Here is a 17,071-nt window from a genome sequence, read left to right as displayed (position 1 = left end):
CGCACCCGCCCCCCCAGCATGAACACCGTCAGGTTCGCGCGGGTGGCCAGCGCGGTGGCCAGCGGCGGGGAGTTCACGATCACGGTCAGCTCCCGGTCGGTCGGCAGCGCCTGTGCGAGCCTTCCGGTTGTCGAGCCGGCGTCGATGATGATCGCGCCGTCCTCGGGAAGCTCGGCCAGCGCCGCCTTGGCGATGCACTCCTTCTCCGCGATCATCACCTCGTCGCGGGCGGCCAGCTCGGGTTCGAAACCGAGGCGCTCGACCGGGATCGCCCCGCCGTGCACGCGCCGCAGCACCCCCGAGCGTTCCAGTGCGGTCAGGTCCCGGCGGATCGTCTCGGTGGTGACGGCGAACTCCTCCGAGAGCGTCACCACGTCCACACGTCCGATGGTTCGCGCTCGGCGCAGGATCTCCTGCTGCCGCTCCTCGGCGTACATGCTGTTGATTCACCGCCGTTTCCATGTTGTTTCAGCTTTATTTACACCCGAATATGTTGGAAGGTCAATGGTTGGCTTCCGTCAGGCTGAGTCGAGCACGAAAAACCTAGGTGTTTACCTGGAGTGCGGGCACACATGGCCGGAGGGTACGGACGCCCGAGATCTTTGGGGTGCGCTGGAAACGGTGCCCCTCGCCGTGGGAGGTCCCTCAGCCGGGAAACGAGATGTGGGCGGACGGCACGTGGGCGGTCAGCCAGACGCCGTTGGCACTGACCTGGAACTCGTGACCCGCCCGGTGCATCTCACCTGAGCGGACGACCAGCACGACCGGCCTGCCCCGGCGCGCACCCACCCGGGTCGCGGTTTCCCGATCGGGGGAGAGGTGCACCGCGTGCCGGGTCATCGGCCGCAGGCCGTCCTTCCTGATGGCGGCCACGCGTGAGCCCACCGTTCCGTGGAACAGGACCTCGGGCGGCTCGACCGCGGGAAGGTCCAGGGCGACCTCGACCGAGTGGCCCTGGTTGGCGCGGATCCGGTCACCCTCGATGGTGAAGCGCCGCTTGTCGTTGCCCGCGACCACCTGCGCGAGCTCGTCGCGGGTGATCACCAAGCCGTGCCGCGCGGCGGCGGCGAGCAGGGCGTCGATGTCCGCCCACCCCTGCGGGTCGAGGACCAGCCCGATGCGCTCGGGCTGGTGCCGGAGATGCGCGGAGAGATATTTGGAGACTCGAACCAGTCGTTTGTTGTCCATGGAACAACAGGATGCTGACTCGCCCGCCGCTTTTCGGCGGGTTCGCGTGGGGTGTCTCCCGGCCTCAGCCGTCGGCGGCCCAGCCGTGGGTGCGCTTGAGCACAGCGGCCACGCGGGCGAAGCGCTCGGCGTCGAGGACGGAGCCCTCCCGCCGGATGTCGTCCTCGTCGAGAGCGAAGATCCGGTCGAGACGCAGGTAGGAGACGCGGTTCTCCCGGTCCCAGCGGCCGGGGCCGAGCTCCAGCCAGTCGCTCGGATCGCCGTTGCCACCTCGGCTGGACAGCATCAGCGCGAGCAGCTTGTGCCCGTGGCGGCCGACGACCAGCAGCGGCCGGTCCTTGCCGCGGTTCGGGTCCTCCTCGTAGGGGACCCAGGCCCAGACGATCTCGCCGGGGTCGGCGAGCCCGTCGAGGTCGGGGGAGTAGTTCAGGGTCGCCGCCCGGTCGACACGGTAGACCTCGCTGACCGCGCCTCGAACCGGTCGGGGGTCCTCGCCAAGATCACGCACAGACGCAGCCTATTGCAGGCACACGGCGCCTTTCAAAGGGGGGCGGTGCCGCCCGCTGGCCGGACGCCAGCCGGGCGGCGATCGGTCCGGGGCATCCGGACCCGGTTCGGGTGCGCGGCTCAGCCGCCACTCTTGCGGCGGAAGGAGCGCTTGGCCGCAGCCGGGCCGTGAGCACCGTGGATCTTCGAGGCGTTCTTCCCCTTGCCCCCGGCGTTCGCGTCCGCCTGGGCGAGCTTCTTGCGCTCCAGGGCCTCGCGGAACTTACGCTTCAGTTCGTCGTCGGAACTCTCCGGCTCCTCCGGCGTGACGTCAGACATGCAGACCTCCTGATCTGGCCGATCCGGCTGATCCGGGCGGACGGTCCCACCCTGGCCAACCGGACCTCATCCTCTCATGTTTCGAACATGGATCCGGCTGGCCGGAACGCGTCGCGGGCCTGGCCGCGAGGGCCGGTCGCCGACGGTGCTCGCGACGGCGCCCGCGGCGGTGCCTTCGGCGGCGGCCGGGACGTGTGGTGACCGGGGAGGGGGCACTCCCTCTAGTTCAGGTCCATGGCCATCAGCAGCAGCAGTCCGGCGAGGTGGCCGACGACCACGAAGACGATCACGAAGATGAAGACGAACTTCGCCGGGCCGTGCTCGAAGTTACGGCCCTCCTTGAGCGCGGGTCGCGTGGCCTGGCGCTCGGCGATCCGCTCCTCGATCGACTTGCTGTGAAACATGGGGATCCTTTGCTCGCCGATGCTTGGGGCGATAATAGTTTGTGTATTAATTATCGTACTATGTCGGGTGGAGGTGCGTGTGAGTGACATGACTGATCCGCTAAGTCTGGAGAGCCAGGTGTGTTTCGCCCTGGCGGTCGCCTCGCGCAACGTCATCGGGGTCTACCGGCCGCTGCTGGAGCCGATGGGGCTGACCCACCCCCAGTATTTGGTCATGCTCGCCCTCTGGGAGCAGGCGCCGCTGTCGGTCAAGGAGCTGAGCAAGCTACTGAGACTCGACCCCGGTACGCTGTCCCCGCTGCTGAAGCGTCTCGAGGCCGTTGGCTACATCCGGAGGCAGCGTGACGGCCAGGACCAGCGTGTCCTGGCAGTCTCGCTCACGCCGGAGGGCCGAGGGCTGCGGGACGAGGCGGAGAAGGTTCCGCCGGCGATCGTCAGGCGTCTGGGAATGAACCTGGAGGAGCTCCAGGAGCTCCACCGGTCGCTGAACCGGGTGATCGCCGCGGCGGACGGCGCGCATCACTGATTCATGTGGAGAGGAAAGGCTCATGGCTGGAAGCCACGGAGGAAGTCCCAAGTCTTGGCTTGCGGTGATCATCATTCTGCTGGGGTTCACCGTGGGAGGCGTGGCCCTGTGCCTCGGCCCCAACTGGATGCTCTTCTGGATCGGGACCGGGATCGTCGCGATCGGTGGAGTGGTCGCTCTGGCGGTCGACATCTTCTCGGATGTCATCATCGACGCCCCTCGGGTGCCGCTGGACAACGGCAACAGCTGATCAGACCTCCTGCAGCGCCTCCTCGACAGAGGTGAAGACCTCGAAGGAGGGGCGCAGGCCGGTGATGGCGAGAATGCGCTCCAGGGTGCCGTGCACGCCGACGAGCGCAAGACGGACACCCAGAGCGCGACTCCGCTGGAGCACCAGGATCAGCTCCGCGACCCCGGTGGAGTCGCAGAAGGTGAGCCCCGTGACATCGGCCACGATCAGAGAAGGCGCTTCGACCTCCCAGGCGTTCTCCATCTCCAGGCGGAGGACAGGGGCGTGCCGGTAGTCGAGCTCTCCGAGCACCTGGACGACGAACACCGTCCCGAACAGGTTCGATGAGGCCGTGAAAAAGGTCATGGCTGGCTCCTTTGCCCGCAGGTGGCAGGGCGGGCTGTCCTTTTTCCTACCAGGTCCGGCGCCGCCGTGCTCCCGGAGGGCGTCAAACGACCCGGTAGAGCAGCTCGGGCCGTCCGACCCCACCGTACTGGGGAACCCGGCGGGTGATTCCGCTCTCCGTCAGATGCTCCAGGTAGCGGCGGGCGGTCACCCGGGAGACGCCGATCGCAGCCCCGGTGGTCTGGGCCGACAGGCCGCCGGGAGATTTGCGTAGCTCCGCCAGCACGGCGTCGAGAGTGGCCTGGGTCATCCCCTTGGGCAGGAGGCTCTGCGCCGGACCCCGCAGCGCCGCCAGGGTGCGGTCCACCTCGCCTTGGCCGCTGGCCTCTCCCAGGCCCTCCACCGAGGAGCGGAACTCCGCGTAGTGGGTGAGCTTCTCCTTGAGCGAGGCGAAGGTGAACGGCTTGAGCAGATACTGGGCCACACCGACGGAGACCGCGGACCTGACCACCGACAGGTCCCGTGCGGAGGTGACCGCTATGACGTCCGACATCACGCCCGCCGCCCGCAGCGTCCGGCACACCTCAAGACCGTGCACGTCGGGCAGGTAGAGGTCGAGCAGGATCAGCTCGACCGGGTGGTGCCGTAGGAAGCGCAGTGCCTCCCCGCCGGATCTGGCCACCCCCGCCACCCGGAAGCCGGGCACCCGCTCCACGAAGACCCGGTTCGCCTCGGCGGTGATCTCCTCGTCCTCGACCACCAGTACCGAGATCATCACATTTCCTTTCCGCGCAGCGGCAGCCGTACGGTGAACACCGCGCCCGCCCCGCTCTCCAGGACGGTGCTCTCCAGGATGGTACGGGCCGTCCCCGTCGCATGGGGCGGTCGTACCGGGTGACCGACCTCGATCGTTCCGCCCAGGCGGCGGACCGCCTGGCCGACCATGGCCAGCCCGAGGCCGCGGCCGTCGCCCTTGGTGGTCCATCCCCTGCGGAAGGCCTCGCCCGCCGTCGCGGGGTCGAGCCCCGGGCCGCTGTCGGCCACGCTGATCACGAAGGCCGTCTCGTCGGCGCGCAGCCGCACCTCCACCCGGGCGGGAGGGGTTCCCGCCGTGGCGGCTTCGGCCGCGTTGTCTATCAGGTTGCCGACGATCGTCACCAGATCGCGGGTGTCCAGGCCGAGGTCGTCGAGCTCGCTGTCCGCGGTGATCGCCAGCTCCACCCCCCGTTCCCCGGCCTCGGCGCTCTTGCCCAGCAGCAGCGCGGCGAGCACGGGTTCGCGTACGGCGCCCACCACCCGGTCGGTGAGCTGCTGTGCGGCCCTGATCTCCGCGGTCGCGAACGCCACGGCCTGCTCGGCGCGGCCAAGCTCGACGAGGGTGATGACCGTGTGAAGCCGGTTGGCCGACTCGTGCGCGGCGGCCCGCAGGGAGTCGGCGAAGCCGCGCTCGGCGTCCAGCTGCCCGGCCAGGGACTGCAGCTCGGTGTGGTCGCGGAGGGTGACCACGGTGCCGAGCGAGCGGTTGCCTGAGCGGACCACCGCCGCGTTCACCACCAGCGTCCGCTCCCCGGTCATATGGATCTCGTCGGTGCGGTTCTCGGCCGTCGAGAGCCGCTCGCCCAGTGCGGTGGGAAGGCCCAGCTCGGTGACGTGCCGTCCGTTCACCTCGCCCGCGAGGCCCAGGAGCTCCCGGGCGCCGTCGTTGCAGAGCGTCACCCTGCCCGCGTCGTCGACGAGCAGCAGCCCCTCCCGTACGGCGTGCAGGATCGCGTCGTGGTACTCGTACATCCGGCTCAGCTCGGTGGGGCCCATGCCGTGGGTCTGGCGGCGTAGCCGGGCCCCGACCAGGTAGGTGCCCACCCCGCCGAGGGACAGGCCGAGCAGGCCGATCAGCGCGGCGCCGGCGATCTGGCCGCGGAGCCTGACGCTGATCTTGTTGATCGTGATGCCCGCGCTGACCAGGGCCCTCACCCGGCCGCGGTCATCACGGACCGGGGCGACGGCGCGGACCGAGGGGCCGAGGGTGCCGGTGTAGGTCTCGGTGAAGACCTGCCCGGCCAGGGCGGGTGCGGTGTTGCCGAGGAAGCGGTGGCCGATCTGGGCCGGGTTGGGATGCGTGTAGCGCACGCCGTCCAGGCTCATGATCGTGATGAAGTCGACCCCGGTCTCCCGCCTCACCCGTTCCGCGTACGGCTGCAGGGCCGTCGAGTCGCCCAGGGAGGCGAGGACGGAGGGGGAGTCGGCCACGCTGACCGTCACCGCTCTGGCGGTGCCGACGGCCTCCTCGACGAGCAGGTCGCGCATCTGCAGGAAGGCGAGCAGCGCACCACCGATCACGGTGACGCCCACGACGACGATCTGCAGCGCCAGCATCTGCCTGGCCAGGCTCCAGCCACGCACCTGTCTGGAAAGCTCCCGCAAGTTCACGAACGAAATGTACGCAATGGTGACTTAGATCACAGCGTCGACGGATAGTCGCTCGACCGGATTTTTCTTCTACCACGGTGGAGACACGCATGAGCGCGGCCCGAGATAGAACACACTACCTGTACATAGCCGTGATCGCCGCTGTGGTCGCCGGAGTCACGGTCGGGCTCGTCGCCCCCGATCTCGGCAAGGAGCTGAAGCCACTCGGCACCGCCTTCGTCGCCCTGATCAAGATGATGATCAGCCCGATCATCTTCTGCACCATCGTGCTCGGCGTCGGATCCGTCACCAAGGCCGCCAAGGTCGGCAAGGTCGGTGGTCTCGCGCTCGGCTACTTCCTCGCCATGTCGACGGTCGCGCTGGGCATCGGCCTGCTCGTGGGCAACCTGATCGACCCGGGGCAGGGCCTCGCGCTCACCGACGAGCTCCGCAAGGCCGCCGAGGCCGAGGCGGCCAAGGGCGGCGAGAGCGACACGGTGACGTTCCTGCTCGGGATCATCCCCACCACGCTGGTCTCGGCGTTCACCGAGGGCGAGGTGCTGCAGACCCTTCTCGTCGCGCTGCTCGCCGGGTTCGCCCTGCAGGCGATGGGCGAACGCGGCAGGCCCGTGCTGAACGGCATCGCGCACATCCAGCGGCTCGTCTTCCGGATCCTCGCCATGATCATGTGGGCCGCCCCCGTCGGCGCCTTCGGCGCGATGGCCGCGGTCGTCGGCGCCACCGGCGTGGACGCGCTCAAGAGCCTCGGCGTCATCATGCTCGCCTTCTACGTGACCTGCCTGCTCTTCGTGTTCGTCGTCCTCGGCCCGATGCTCTGGCTGGTGGCGCGGATCGGGCTGCTCTCGCTCCTGCGCTACCTGGGCAGGGAGTTCCTGCTGATCCTGTCGACCTCGTCGTCGGAGTCGGCGCTGCCGCGCCTGATCGCCAAGATGGAGCACCTCGGCGTGAGCCGGCCGGTCGCCGGGATCACCGTGCCGACCGGCTACTCCTTCAACCTGGACGGCACCGCCATCTACCTCACCATGGCCACGCTGTTCGTCGCGAGCGCCACCGGCGCGCCGCTCTCCTTCGGAGAGCAGATCTCCCTGCTGGTCTTCATGATGATCGCGTCGAAGGGCGCGGCCGGGGTCACCGGCGCCGGCCTGGCCACCCTCGCCGGGGGCCTGCAGTCCCACCGCCCCGACCTGGTCGACGGCGTCGGTCTCATCGTCGGCATCGACCGCTTCATGTCCGAGGCGCGGGCGCTGACCAACTTCGCGGGCAACGCGGTCGCCACGGTCCTGGTCGGCACCTGGACCGGCGAGTTCGACCGGGAGCGCGCGGCCGAGGTGCTGGCGGGGAGGGTCCCGTTCGACGAGACGACCCTCCTGGACGACGACGATGACGGCGGCGACACCCCGCCGCCCGCCGCGCGCTCGGACGACCCGGTGATGTCACCGGCATAGCGGGAATCCGGGCGGCCGGCGTACGGGCCGGTGCCGGACACTTGTCTCGGGGGAGCGAGTGTCCGGCACCGGCCCGTATCCGTACCGGAACGCCCAGGTGAGCCCCGCGACTTCCGGGCGCACACCGGTCCGTGGAAGCGCTGCGGAGCGGGTTAACACCAGAAAAATTTCGCAATAAAAACGATTGACCGACCTCTTGTCCGTTTTGTGAGGCCACTGCTACATTCCCAGTCAATCGTTTGACCAACCAAAGGGGATCCTCGGGGATGGCTGTCACGATCGACCTGACGGGGCGCACGGCGCTCGTCACCGGTGCCGCGGGAGGTCTGGGTTTCGGATGCGCCCAGGCGCTGGCCGAAGCGGGAGCCGACCTCGTCGTCTCCGATCTCGCAGGGCCGCGGCTCACCGAGGCCGCCTCCTCTCTTGGGGCGCGCGAGTGGGCCACCGACCTCACCGACCCCGGCCAGGCGGTGGCGCTGGCCGAGGGGATCGGCCGGATCGACATCCTGGTGAACTGCGCGGGGGTCATGCGCACCACGCCCCTGCTGGATGTGTCGCCGGAGGAGTGGCGGCGCGTCGTCGACGTCAACCTCAACGGCGCCTTCTGGATCACCCAGGCCGTCGGGCGCCGGATGGTCGAGCAGGGCGGCGGGTCCATTGTGACCCTCGCCTCCGTCGCCGCCCGCTCGGGGCGGCCCAACGCCGCCCACTACTCGGCGACCAAGACCGCGCTGCTGTCGCTGACCAAGTCGGCCGCGGAGGCCTTCGCGCCGGTGCGGGTCAACGCGGTCTGCCCAGGGATCTTCCTCACCCCCATGTGGGACGGAATCATCGCCGATCGTGACGCCCGCTTCGGCCCGGACGCGGGCGCGCACTATCTCAAGGAGGTCAGCGACCGCTCCCCGCTCCGGCGTCCCGGCCGCCCGGACGAGCTGGCCTCCGCCGTGCTCTTCCTCGCCAGCGACCTCGCGTCGTTCGTCACCGGCCAGGCGCTCAACGTCGACGGCGGACTGGAGATGAACTGACCGTGCAGACCTTCAAGCTGCTGCCCAAGTTGTTCGGCGACGCGGGCATGGCCGATGTCTTCTCCGCCGAACGCACCGTGCTCTCCTGGCTGCGGGTCGAGGCCGCGCTGGCCCAGGCACAGGCCGAGGCGGGGGTGATCGACGAGAGCGACGCCGAGGCCATCATCGGGGCTTGCGTACCGGCCAACATCGACGTCGAGCGCCTCTGGCAGGAAGCCGTCAACGTCGGCTATCCCATCCTCCCGCTGGTGCGCATGATCGCCGCGGCGCTGCCCGAGGGGCCCAACGGCCGCGTGCACTACGGGGCGACCACCCAGGACATCATGGACAGCGGTCTCTCGCTGCAGATGAGGGAGGCGCTGGACCACCTGACCGCGCTGCTGGACGCCTTCGGCGGAGTGCTCGCCGAGCTGGTCGAGGAACACGCGGGCACCGTCGTGGCCGCGCGGACCCACGCCCAGCAGGCCGTGCCCACCACCTTCGGCGCGAAGATGGCGGTGCTGCTCGCCGAGGTCACCCGCCAGCGCCGGCGGCTGCGCACCGCCGCGAGGCAGGTCCCGCTCGTCTCCCTGTTCGGCGCCGGCGGTACCTCCGCCGCGATGGGCGAGCAGGCGGCCGTGGTCAGGAAAGGCGTGGCCTCCCGGCTCGGGTTGGTGCCGACCGACGTGCCCTGGCACGTGGCCAGGGACGGAGTCGCCGAGTTCGGAGTCGTCTGCGCGGGTGTCACGGCGACCGCCGCCAGGTTCGCCCGCGAGATCGTCGACCTGTCCAGGACCGAGGTCGGAGAGGTTCGCGAGGCGGGCGGCCACCATCGCGGCGCGTCCTCCACGATGCCGCAGAAGGCCAACCCGATCGGCTGCGAGGCCATCATCGGGATGTCCGGCACGGCGGGGGCGCTCAGTTCCGCGGTGTTCCGGGCGATGGAGGCGGGCCATGAGCGGGCCGCGGGCGAGTGGCAGGTGGAGTGGTACGTGGTGCCGCAGCTCGCCGAGCTCGCCGCGGGCGCGCTGGCCACGGCCGCGGAGGTGGCCCGGGGGCTGCAGGTCTTCCCCGAGGCGATGCGGAGCAACCTCGGTGCCGAGGGTGGCCTGATCATGGCGGAGGCGTACATGATGCGCCTCGCCCCCGCCCTGGGGCGGGAGCAGGCGCACGATCTGGTCTACAAGGCGGCCCATGAGGCGCGGGCACACGGTCGCGCGCTCGCCGAGACCCTGCGTGAGGTGGCCGCTCCCGGTGAGCTCGCGAGCCTGGGACCGCTGCCGATGCCTCCCGAGTCCTACCTCGGCGACGCCGAGACGATCTGTGTGACCGCGCTGGCGGCGTGGCGAACCAAGGAGAACGACGATGAGTGAGCGACGGCTCGCGGATCTGCTGGCCATGTGGCGGATCCGGGCCTTCGAGGAGAAGGTGCGCGACCTGCGGCTCGAAGGGCCGATCGTCGGCTCGGTGCACCTGTGCATCGGTCAGGAGGCGATCCCCGTCGGCGCTTGCGACGCCCTGCAAGCCGAGGACGCGCTGTTCGCGACATACCGCGGCCACGGTTGGGCGCTCGCCAGGGGCGTGCCCGCCGAGCCGCTCTTCGCGGAGCTGATGGGCCGGGCCACCGGCGTCAACGGCGGAAGGGGCGGCTCCGCCTACTTCACCGCCGCCGAGTACGGCTTCCACGGCGAGAACTCCATCGTGGGCGCCGGTGCTCCGATCGCCTGCGGCGCGGCGCTCGCCGGCCGGTTCGACGGCTCCGGGCGGGTGGCGGTCACCGTCTTCGGCGACGGTGCGATGAACCAGGGCGCGGTGCACGAGGCGATGAACTTCGCCGCCGCCTTCGACCTCCCGGTGGTCTTCGTGTGCGAGAACAATCGCTACTCGGAGCTGACCCCGATCGCCGACATGGTCCGCGGCGGACGCCTGGCCGACCGGGCCGCCGCCTACGGCATGCCCGGCCATCGCATTGACGGCAATGACGTCGAGGCGGTCCGCTTCCACGTGCGCGACGCCGTCGAGGTCGCCCGCGAGGGTGGCGGGCCGACGCTGCTGGAGTGCATGACGGAGCGCATCTCCGGCCATTACATCGGTGACGCGGAAAGCTACCGCAGGCCTGGGGAGATGGACCGGATCAGGCGCAGGGAGCCGATCGCGCGGCTGCGTGAGGGCCTGCTCGCCGACGGTGTTCCCGCGGCCGAGATCGACGCGGTCGAGAGCCGCGCGAGGGCCGAGACCGAGGCCGCCGCCGCGGCCGCGCTGGCCGCACCGCTCGCCGACCCCGCGACCGTGATGGAGCACCTCTATGCCTGAGAGCACCGTTTCCGAGACCACCCGCAAACTGTCGTACGGGGAGGCCGTCAACGCGGCGCTGCACCGCCTGATGGAGGAGTTGCCGGAGACGCTCGTCTACGGCGAGGACGTGGGCGTGCCCGGCGGCGTCTTCGGTGTGACGCGGGGCCTGCGCAAGCAGTACGGTGACCGCGCGTTCGACACTCCGATCAGCGAGTCGGCGATCCTCGGCAGTGCCGTGGGCGCGGCCATGATGGGCCGCCGCCCGGTCGTCGAGATCATGTGGGCTGACTTCTCGCTCGTCGCGCTCGACCAGATCGTGAACCAGGCGGCGAACGTCCGCTACGTCTCCGGCGGGCGCCTGGCGGCGCCGCTGACGATCCGCACCCAGCAGGGCAACGGACCGGGCGCGTGCGCGCAGCACTCCCAGTGCCTGGAGGCGCTGTTCCTGCACGTTCCCGGGCTGCGGGTGTGCATGCCGTCCACCCCGCAGGACGCCCACGACCTGCTGGTCACGGCGGTGCACAGTGACGACCCCGTCCTGGTGGTCGAGAACAGGACTCTCTACTTCGGGGCGAAGGAGGAGGTGCGCGTCGGTGGCCCGGTCCTGCCGATGGGCGGCTCGCGGATCCGCCACGAGGGCTCCGACGCCACCGTCGTCACCTGGGGCGCCATGACCTGGCGGGCGGTGGAGGCCGCCAGGAGCCTGGCCATGGAGGGCATCGGGGTCGAGGTGGTCGAGACGCCCTGGCTCAACCCGTTCGACACCGGCGCGGTGGTCGGCAGCGCCCGCCGCACGGGCAGGCTCGCGGTGGTCCACGAGGCCAATGTCACCGGCGGTTTCGGTGCGGAGGTCGTCGCGCGGGTGGTCGGCGCGGGGGTGGTGCTGAAGGCACCCCCGATCCGCGTCGGCACGCCGGATGTCAGAATGCCCGCCGCGCCGGTCCTGGCGCAGGAGCTCGTCCCGGACGCGCGCCGTATCGCGGGCGAGGTGCGAACGCTCGTCCTGGGCGGTTCGTGACAGCGGCCCCGATGACGAACCGGTCCGTGACTCCTCCGTTCCCCGAGGGGAGCGGCTGCTCGCCTCCCTCGGCCGAGGTGGGCGACGGACGAGCCCGGCCCGTTTCGAACCCGGGAACCCGACCAGGGAGGCGATTCCCCTGCCGGGGGAACCCGGCGGTCCCCTCGCCGGAGCCGATGGGGCGCCGCCGTCAAGTCAAACGTTTGACCTCTTATCAGCAGGAGAAACAATGAAGAAGGCATTCCTCGTGGTGGCCGCCCTCGCGGTCGGTGCGACCGCCTGTGGCGGCTCCTCGGGCACGGATGAGGCCGCGCCGGAGAGCGGGAAGAAGCAGTACACGATCGGCGTCTCCAATCTCGGCCTGAGCTTTCCCTTCCCCGCCGCGATCGGCAAGGGCATCAAGGAGGAGGCGGCCAAGCTCGGCGTCACGATCGTCGAACTGGACGCGCAGGGCAAGGCCGACAAGCAGAGCAACGACATCCAGGACCTGATGGCCCAGCAGCCCGACGGCGTACTGATGCTGCCGGTCGACTCCGGTGTCGCGCAGGGCCTCGCCGACCGGCTGAAGGCCGCGAACATCCCCACGGTCGCGGTGGCCTCCCAGGTCGGCGACCCCAAGACCCGCAAGCTCAAGGACGTCTACCCCGGGCTGGTCGCCCTGGTCACCCAGGACGAGTACGCGGCCGGCGGCAAGGCCGGGGAGATCGCCGCCCAGATCGTGCCCGGCGGAGGCAAGATCGCCATCGTCGAGGGCGCGGCGGGCTTCGCCGAGGTCGTCAACCGCTGGCAGGACTTCCCCGCGGCCTCCGAGGCGAAGGGGGCGAAGTTCGAGGTCGTCGCCAGGCAGCCCGGAGACTGGGTGCAGGACAAGGCCCAGTCGGCGTGCCAGAACATGCTGGCGTCCAACCCCGGCGTTCAGCTCTTCTACGCCCAGTCCGACGACATGTCGGTGGGCTGTGCCAAGGCGGTCAAGGCCGCGGGCTCCGAGGCCAAGGTCATCGGCATCGGGGGCAGCAAGCTCGGCATCGACGCGATCAACGCGGGCGACGTGGTGGGCACGGTCTGCTTCAAACCCGAGGACCTCGGCAGGCTCGCCCTGACCACCCTCTACAAGCACCTGACCGGTGAGCAGAGGCAGGACGCCGCCTTCGTGACCTACGACACCCCGTCGATCACGAAGGACAACGTCGCCGACTGCACCCCGCAGTGGTGACCGCCCCGCTGCTCTCCCTGGAGGGCGTCGGCAAGTCGTTCCCCAACGGCACCGTCGCACTGCGGGGAGCGAGGTTGAACGTCCTGCCGGGAAGCGTGCACGGTCTGGTGGGTGCCAACGGCGCGGGTAAGTCAACGATGATCAAGGTCATCGCCGGGGTACACGCGCCGACGACGGGAACCGTGCGCTGGAAGGGCGAGGAGGTCGTCTGGCGTGACCCCGGATCCGCCAGGAAGGCGGGCGTCGCGACGATCATGCAGCACGTACCGCTCGCCCCGTCGCTCACCGTGCTGGAGAACGTCTTCCTCGGCGCTCCCGGGCCATGGCGGCTGCCGCGCGCCCGCCGTGCGGAGTTCGCCGGGCTGCTGGAGCGCGTCAACTACCTGATCGACCCCGACGCCGAGGTGATGGACCTGGCCATCGGGGAGCGGCAGATGGTGGCGATCCTCCAGGCGCTCGCCATCGGCGCCGAGCTCGTCGTCATGGACGAGCCGACCGCCTCGCTCGCCGAGGGCGAGCGGCAGGTCGTCTTCGAGGTGGTCAGGAGACTCAGCGCCCAGGGCACCGCGTTCCTGTACGTCTCGCACTTCCTCGACGAGGTGCTCTCGCTCACCGACCGGGTCACCGTCCTGCGGGACGGGACCGTCGTCGAGGAGGGGGAGACGGACGCCTACGACGAGGACCGGCTGGTCCAGGCGATCGTCGGCCGGGACCTGCTCGCCGTGGAGCGTCGCACGGCCCCGCCCGCCGAGATCTCCGGACCGGCGTTGCTGGCCGTGCGGGAGCTGAACGCCCCGGCGGGCGTACGCGACGTCTCCTTCGAGGTACGTCCGGGAGAGGTCGTCGGCTTCGCGGGCCTGCTCGGCTCCGGGCGCTCGGAGATTCTGCACGCCGCCTACGGCGCCGACCCTCACGCCCGCGGTGAGGTACGGGTCGCCGGCGAGAAGGTGCGGCGAGGCCCGCGCGCGGCCGTCGCCGCCGGTATGGCGCTGGTCCCCGAGGACCGTAACGCCCAGGGCCTGATCGGTACCTTCCCGATCTGGAAGAACATCTCACTGCCCGACCTGCCGTCCCTGGCCCTGGGCCGGGTGATCCCGGGGGAGGGCGCGGAGACGGAGCGTGCCGCCCGGGTCATCGAGGACCTTGGCATCGTCTGCCCGGGACCCGAGGCCATGGTCACCGAGCTGTCCGGCGGTAACGCGCAGAAGGTCGTCTTCGGCAAGTGGCTGCACGGCGGGACCCGGATCCTCATGCTCGACGAGCCCACCGCCGGAGTCGATGTCGGGGCCAAGGCCGACATCCTCGAACTCGTCCGCGGATTCGCCGCCCGGGGCGGCGCCGTGCTCATGGTGAGCAGCGAGTTCGAGGAGATCCTCGCGGTGGCGACCCGCGTGTTCGTCGTCCGCGAGGGCCGGATCGTCGCCGAACGACCGGCACACGAGACATCCGAGGAGGAACTGCTGATGCTGGCCAACGGATTCGGTGAGGGAGGTGCGCAGGGTGCCGCCTGAGACCTCGCCCCGCACCCCCGCGGCCCTGCCCGCGCGGCGCTCGCGGCTGACCGCCGCGCTGCGGCCCGGCAACGCCGGGGTGGTCTACGCCTTCGTGCTCATCGTCGCCGTGCTGACGCTGCTCTCGGCCCAGCTGGGCCGGCCGAGTTACCTGTCACCGACCAACATCGTCAACATCCTGGACCAGTCGTCGCTGGTGGCCATCCTCGCCGTGTTCACCACGGTGGTCCTGATCAGTGGGAACTTCGACCTCTCCGTCGCCTCGGTCTCCGCCTTCTCGGCCGCGACGGTGCTCAGCCTGGTCAGCACGCTTGGGCTGCCGATGGCGATGGCGATCGCACTGGGCGCGGGACTCCTCTGCGGTGCGGTCAACGGGCTGATCGTCCAGCGGGTCGGTATCAACGCCTTCATCGTGACGTTGGGCACCATGACGGCCGTACGCGGCCTGGTGCTCATCCTCACCGACGGCCGCACGATCACCGCCGAGGACCCCGACGCGCAGCGGGCGCTGATCGCGCTACAGGCCGGATACTGGACGGTCCCGCACATCCTGGCCGTCGCCGGAGCGGTGGTCCTGGTCGTCGGGGCGGTGCTGGCCCTGCTCGCACGCAGGTCCGGCGGCAGCCCGCTGCGCGGTGGCGTCGCGGTGGCGGCCGGTGCCGTCCTGATCGCGCTCAGCCCGGTCCTCGGCTTCGAGTTGCGGCTGAGCAAGCCCACGTACTACCTCCTCGTGATCGTCACGATCACCTGGGCCGTGCTGCGCTACACCGTGATCGGCCGCCGCCTGTACGCCGTCGGCAGCAATGCCGAGGCCGCCCGCCTGTCCGGTATCAACGTCGACCGCTACAAGATCGGCGCGTTCGTGCTCAACGGTCTCGGCTCCGGTTTCGTCGGCGTGCTGTTCGCCGCCAAGTTGCTGGCCATCAACCCGACAGGCCTGCAGGGCACCGAGCTCACCGTGCTCGCCGCCGCGATCCTCGGCGGCACCTCGCTGTTCGGCGGCCTCGGCAGCGTGCTGAAGTCCGTCGTCGGCGCGCTGATCCTGTTCACTCTGGACAACGGGTTCAACGTGCTCAATCTGGGGGCCAACTACCAGGGCCTGATCGTCGGCACCGTGGTCATCGTGGCCGCGGCCATCTACACCATCGCCGGGCGGCAGCGCCAGGTTCGCCGGGTGCGGGAGTCACAGGCGAAACCGGTGGAGACCACTCCGGAACCCAGCGAACCCGAAAGACAGGGGGTGCTGCGATGAGGGGAGTCTGGCACTTCTCCTTCACCGTCGCCGACCTTGACAGGTCCGTGGCCTTCTACCGTGATCTGCTCGGCTTCACGCTCGTGCACCGGCAGGACCAGGACAACGACTACACCCGCAGCCTCGTCGGCTACCCCGACGCCGTGCTGCGCATCGCGCAGCTGGCCGTACCCGGTCAGCCGCGCGGGGTCTCCACCCACGACCTGGAACTCGTCGAGTATGTCCGCCCGCGCGGCGAGGGCAGGGACCCGGCCAGGCACCTGCCGGGCGCCGCCCACCTGGCGCTCGCCGTCACCGACGCCCGTGCCGAGTACGCGCGGCTGTCGGCGGCGGGGGTGCGTTTCGTCTCGCCGCCCAACGAGATCACCGCCGGGGTCAACGCGGGCGGGTTCGCCTGCTACTTCCTCGACCCGGACGAGATCACCTTGGAGTTCGTGCAGCCGCCGCCACGCTGACGAACTCCCCGGATCCAGCGGCGTTGACACCCCCGGTGGAGCGTCCTAGTTTGTGCAAACTCAAACGATTGATCGAAAAGGAGCGGTGGATGGCCGTCATCGATGCCCACCAGCACTTCTGGAACCTGGAGACGGGTTCCTACTCCTGGTTGACGCCGGAGGCGGGGCCGATCCACCGCACCTTCGCCCCCGAAGAGCTCCTCGGGCAGCTCGCCGCCGCAGGTGTGGAGCGGACCGTGCTGGTCCAGGCCGCCGACACCTACGCCGACACCGACGCGATGCTGGCGCAGGCGGACGCCCACGACTTCATCGCCGCGGTGGTGGGCTGGGTTCCGCTGAACCGGCCGGAGGAGGCCGCCGAGGCGCTGGAGCGCTATGGACGGCACCCGAGGTTCGCCGGGGTCAGGCATCTCATCCACGACGATCCCGACCCCGACTGGGTGATCCAGGACTCGGTGGTCGAGGGGCTGGGCCTCCTCGCGGCGGCGGGGCTGCCGTTCGACGTGGTCGCGGTGCTGCCCAGGCACCTGGAGCACGTGCCGGTCCTCGCCGAGCGTGTCCCCGGGCTGCGGCTGGTCATCGACCACCTGGCCAAGCCGCCGATCAGGGAGAAGGGCTGGGAGCCATGGGCGTCGCTGATCGCCCGAGCCGCCGAGCATCCCGATGTGTACGCCAAGGTGTCCGGTCTCAACACCGCCGCCGACGCCGAGACCTGGACCGCCGAGGACCTCCGCCCCTACGTCGACCACGCGATCGAGGTGTTCGGCCCCGACCGGCTGATGTTCGGCAGTGACTGGCCGGTGGCCGTCCTCGCCGGAGACTACGCCAAGGTGTGGCGGGAGACGGGCGTGCTGCTCGCGGGCCTTGGCGAGAACGACCGCGCGGCCGTACTCGGAGATACGGCCGCGCGCTTCTACCGGATCGAGGCCTGACC

At 70.2% G+C, this 17,071-nt stretch carries 20 protein-coding genes; 12 read left to right on the top strand and 8 right to left on the bottom strand.

The window, feature by feature from the left end; all coding sequences use genetic code 11:
• The 5 genes from AB0K21_RS37745 to AB0K21_RS37725 form a co-directional block, all read right to left on the bottom strand.
• Window positions 1-437, bottom strand: a 437-nt coding sequence (locus AB0K21_RS37745) for a DeoR/GlpR family DNA-binding transcription regulator (protein WP_364156914.1), incomplete at its 3' end; no start/stop codon positions are given.
• A gap of 208 nt (window positions 438-645) precedes the next feature.
• The gene (locus AB0K21_RS37740; RefSeq protein WP_343960971.1) at window positions 646-1,188 is read right to left on the bottom strand and encodes an RNA 2'-phosphotransferase; all 543 of its coding nucleotides are present in this window, start codon (window positions 1,186-1,188) and stop codon (window positions 646-648) included.
• Window positions 1,189-1,252: 64 nt separating this feature from the next.
• A complete protein-coding gene (locus AB0K21_RS37735; protein WP_343960974.1) occupies window positions 1,253-1,696 on the bottom strand; it encodes a type II toxin-antitoxin system PemK/MazF family toxin in 444 nt (147 codons plus the stop codon).
• Between the two features lie 119 nt (window positions 1,697-1,815).
• Window positions 1,816-2,013 (bottom strand): DUF5302 domain-containing protein, encoded by a 198-nt coding sequence (locus tag AB0K21_RS37730; protein WP_343960976.1) that lies wholly within the window; start codon window positions 2,011-2,013, stop codon window positions 1,816-1,818.
• Window positions 2,014-2,234: 221 nt separating this feature from the next.
• Entirely contained in the window at window positions 2,235-2,417 is a 183-nt protein-coding gene (locus AB0K21_RS37725) for a hypothetical protein (RefSeq protein WP_343960978.1), read from the bottom strand.
• 88 nt (window positions 2,418-2,505) lie between these two features.
• Here AB0K21_RS37725 and AB0K21_RS37720 point away from each other — a divergent pair, with 88 nt between their 5' ends.
• Window positions 2,506-2,943 (top strand): MarR family transcriptional regulator, encoded by a 438-nt coding sequence (locus AB0K21_RS37720; RefSeq protein ID WP_350927371.1) that lies wholly within the window; start codon window positions 2,506-2,508, stop codon window positions 2,941-2,943.
• Window positions 2,944-2,965: 22 nt separating this feature from the next.
• On the top strand, window positions 2,966-3,193 hold the full coding sequence (locus AB0K21_RS37715) for an HGxxPAAW family protein (RefSeq protein WP_343960983.1): 228 nt from the start codon (window positions 2,966-2,968) through the stop codon (window positions 3,191-3,193).
• Here the strand turns inward: AB0K21_RS37715 and AB0K21_RS37710 are convergent, their stop codons facing one another.
• The 3 genes from AB0K21_RS37710 to AB0K21_RS37700 all read right to left on the bottom strand — a co-directional run bounded on the left by AB0K21_RS37710 (window position 3,194) and on the right by AB0K21_RS37700 (window position 5,944).
• On the bottom strand, window positions 3,194-3,538 hold the full coding sequence (locus tag AB0K21_RS37710; RefSeq protein WP_343960985.1) for an anti-sigma factor antagonist: 345 nt from the start codon (window positions 3,536-3,538) through the stop codon (window positions 3,194-3,196).
• 82 nt (window positions 3,539-3,620) lie between these two features.
• Window positions 3,621-4,292, bottom strand: coding sequence for a response regulator (locus AB0K21_RS37705; RefSeq protein WP_364156907.1), 672 nt, complete (start codon window positions 4,290-4,292; stop codon window positions 3,621-3,623).
• Window positions 4,292-5,944 (bottom strand): sensor histidine kinase, encoded by a 1,653-nt coding sequence (locus AB0K21_RS37700; RefSeq protein WP_364156904.1) that lies wholly within the window; start codon window positions 5,942-5,944, stop codon window positions 4,292-4,294. The genes AB0K21_RS37705 and AB0K21_RS37700 overlap by 1 nt, the downstream gene beginning before the upstream one ends.
• Before the next feature lie 89 nt (window positions 5,945-6,033).
• Here AB0K21_RS37700 and AB0K21_RS37695 point away from each other — a divergent pair, with 89 nt between their 5' ends.
• From AB0K21_RS37695 to AB0K21_RS37650, 10 genes are all read left to right on the top strand, one after another.
• Window positions 6,034-7,389, top strand: coding sequence for a cation:dicarboxylase symporter family transporter (locus tag AB0K21_RS37695; RefSeq protein WP_343960991.1), 1,356 nt, complete (start codon window positions 6,034-6,036; stop codon window positions 7,387-7,389).
• Window positions 7,390-7,655: 266 nt separating this feature from the next.
• On the top strand, window positions 7,656-8,414 hold the full coding sequence (locus tag AB0K21_RS37690) for an SDR family NAD(P)-dependent oxidoreductase (protein ID WP_343960994.1): 759 nt from the start codon (window positions 7,656-7,658) through the stop codon (window positions 8,412-8,414).
• A 2-nt stretch (window positions 8,415-8,416) separates the two neighbouring features.
• Window positions 8,417-9,766, top strand: coding sequence for an adenylosuccinate lyase family protein (locus tag AB0K21_RS37685; protein WP_364156900.1), 1,350 nt, complete (start codon window positions 8,417-8,419; stop codon window positions 9,764-9,766).
• Complete coding sequence (locus tag AB0K21_RS37680) at window positions 9,759-10,706, top strand: thiamine pyrophosphate-dependent dehydrogenase E1 component subunit alpha (RefSeq protein WP_364156897.1); 948 nt, start codon at window positions 9,759-9,761, stop codon at window positions 10,704-10,706. The genes AB0K21_RS37685 and AB0K21_RS37680 overlap by 8 nt, the downstream gene beginning before the upstream one ends.
• Window positions 10,699-11,706, top strand: a complete 1,008-nt coding sequence (locus AB0K21_RS37675) for a transketolase C-terminal domain-containing protein (RefSeq protein WP_343961000.1) — start codon at window positions 10,699-10,701, stop codon at window positions 11,704-11,706. Before AB0K21_RS37680 ends, AB0K21_RS37675 begins: the two co-directional genes overlap by 8 nt.
• Before the next feature lie 229 nt (window positions 11,707-11,935).
• Complete coding sequence (locus tag AB0K21_RS37670; protein ID WP_343961002.1) at window positions 11,936-12,919, top strand: sugar ABC transporter substrate-binding protein; 984 nt, start codon at window positions 11,936-11,938, stop codon at window positions 12,917-12,919.
• Window positions 12,916-14,430 (top strand): sugar ABC transporter ATP-binding protein, encoded by a 1,515-nt coding sequence (locus tag AB0K21_RS37665; RefSeq protein WP_343961004.1) that lies wholly within the window; start codon window positions 12,916-12,918, stop codon window positions 14,428-14,430. The genes AB0K21_RS37670 and AB0K21_RS37665 overlap by 4 nt, the downstream gene beginning before the upstream one ends.
• A complete protein-coding gene (locus AB0K21_RS37660) occupies window positions 14,420-15,682 on the top strand; it encodes an ABC transporter permease (protein ID WP_343961006.1) in 1,263 nt (420 codons plus the stop codon). Before AB0K21_RS37665 ends, AB0K21_RS37660 begins: the two co-directional genes overlap by 11 nt.
• Window positions 15,679-16,137, top strand: coding sequence for a VOC family protein (locus AB0K21_RS37655; RefSeq protein ID WP_343961008.1), 459 nt, complete (start codon window positions 15,679-15,681; stop codon window positions 16,135-16,137). The genes AB0K21_RS37660 and AB0K21_RS37655 overlap by 4 nt, the downstream gene beginning before the upstream one ends.
• Before the next feature lie 89 nt (window positions 16,138-16,226).
• The gene (locus AB0K21_RS37650) at window positions 16,227-17,069 is read left to right on the top strand and encodes an amidohydrolase family protein (protein WP_364156891.1); all 843 of its coding nucleotides are present in this window, start codon (window positions 16,227-16,229) and stop codon (window positions 17,067-17,069) included.
• The last annotated feature ends 2 nt before the right edge of the window (window positions 17,070-17,071 follow it).

The organism is Streptosporangium sp. NPDC049248, from assembly GCF_040678965.1.
In the GTDB taxonomy this organism is placed as follows: Bacteria; Actinomycetota; Actinomycetes; order Streptosporangiales; family Streptosporangiaceae; genus Streptosporangium; species Streptosporangium fukuiense.
The sequence above is the reverse complement of the archived record's forward strand: the minus strand, read 5'-3'. Positions and strand labels throughout refer to the sequence as shown.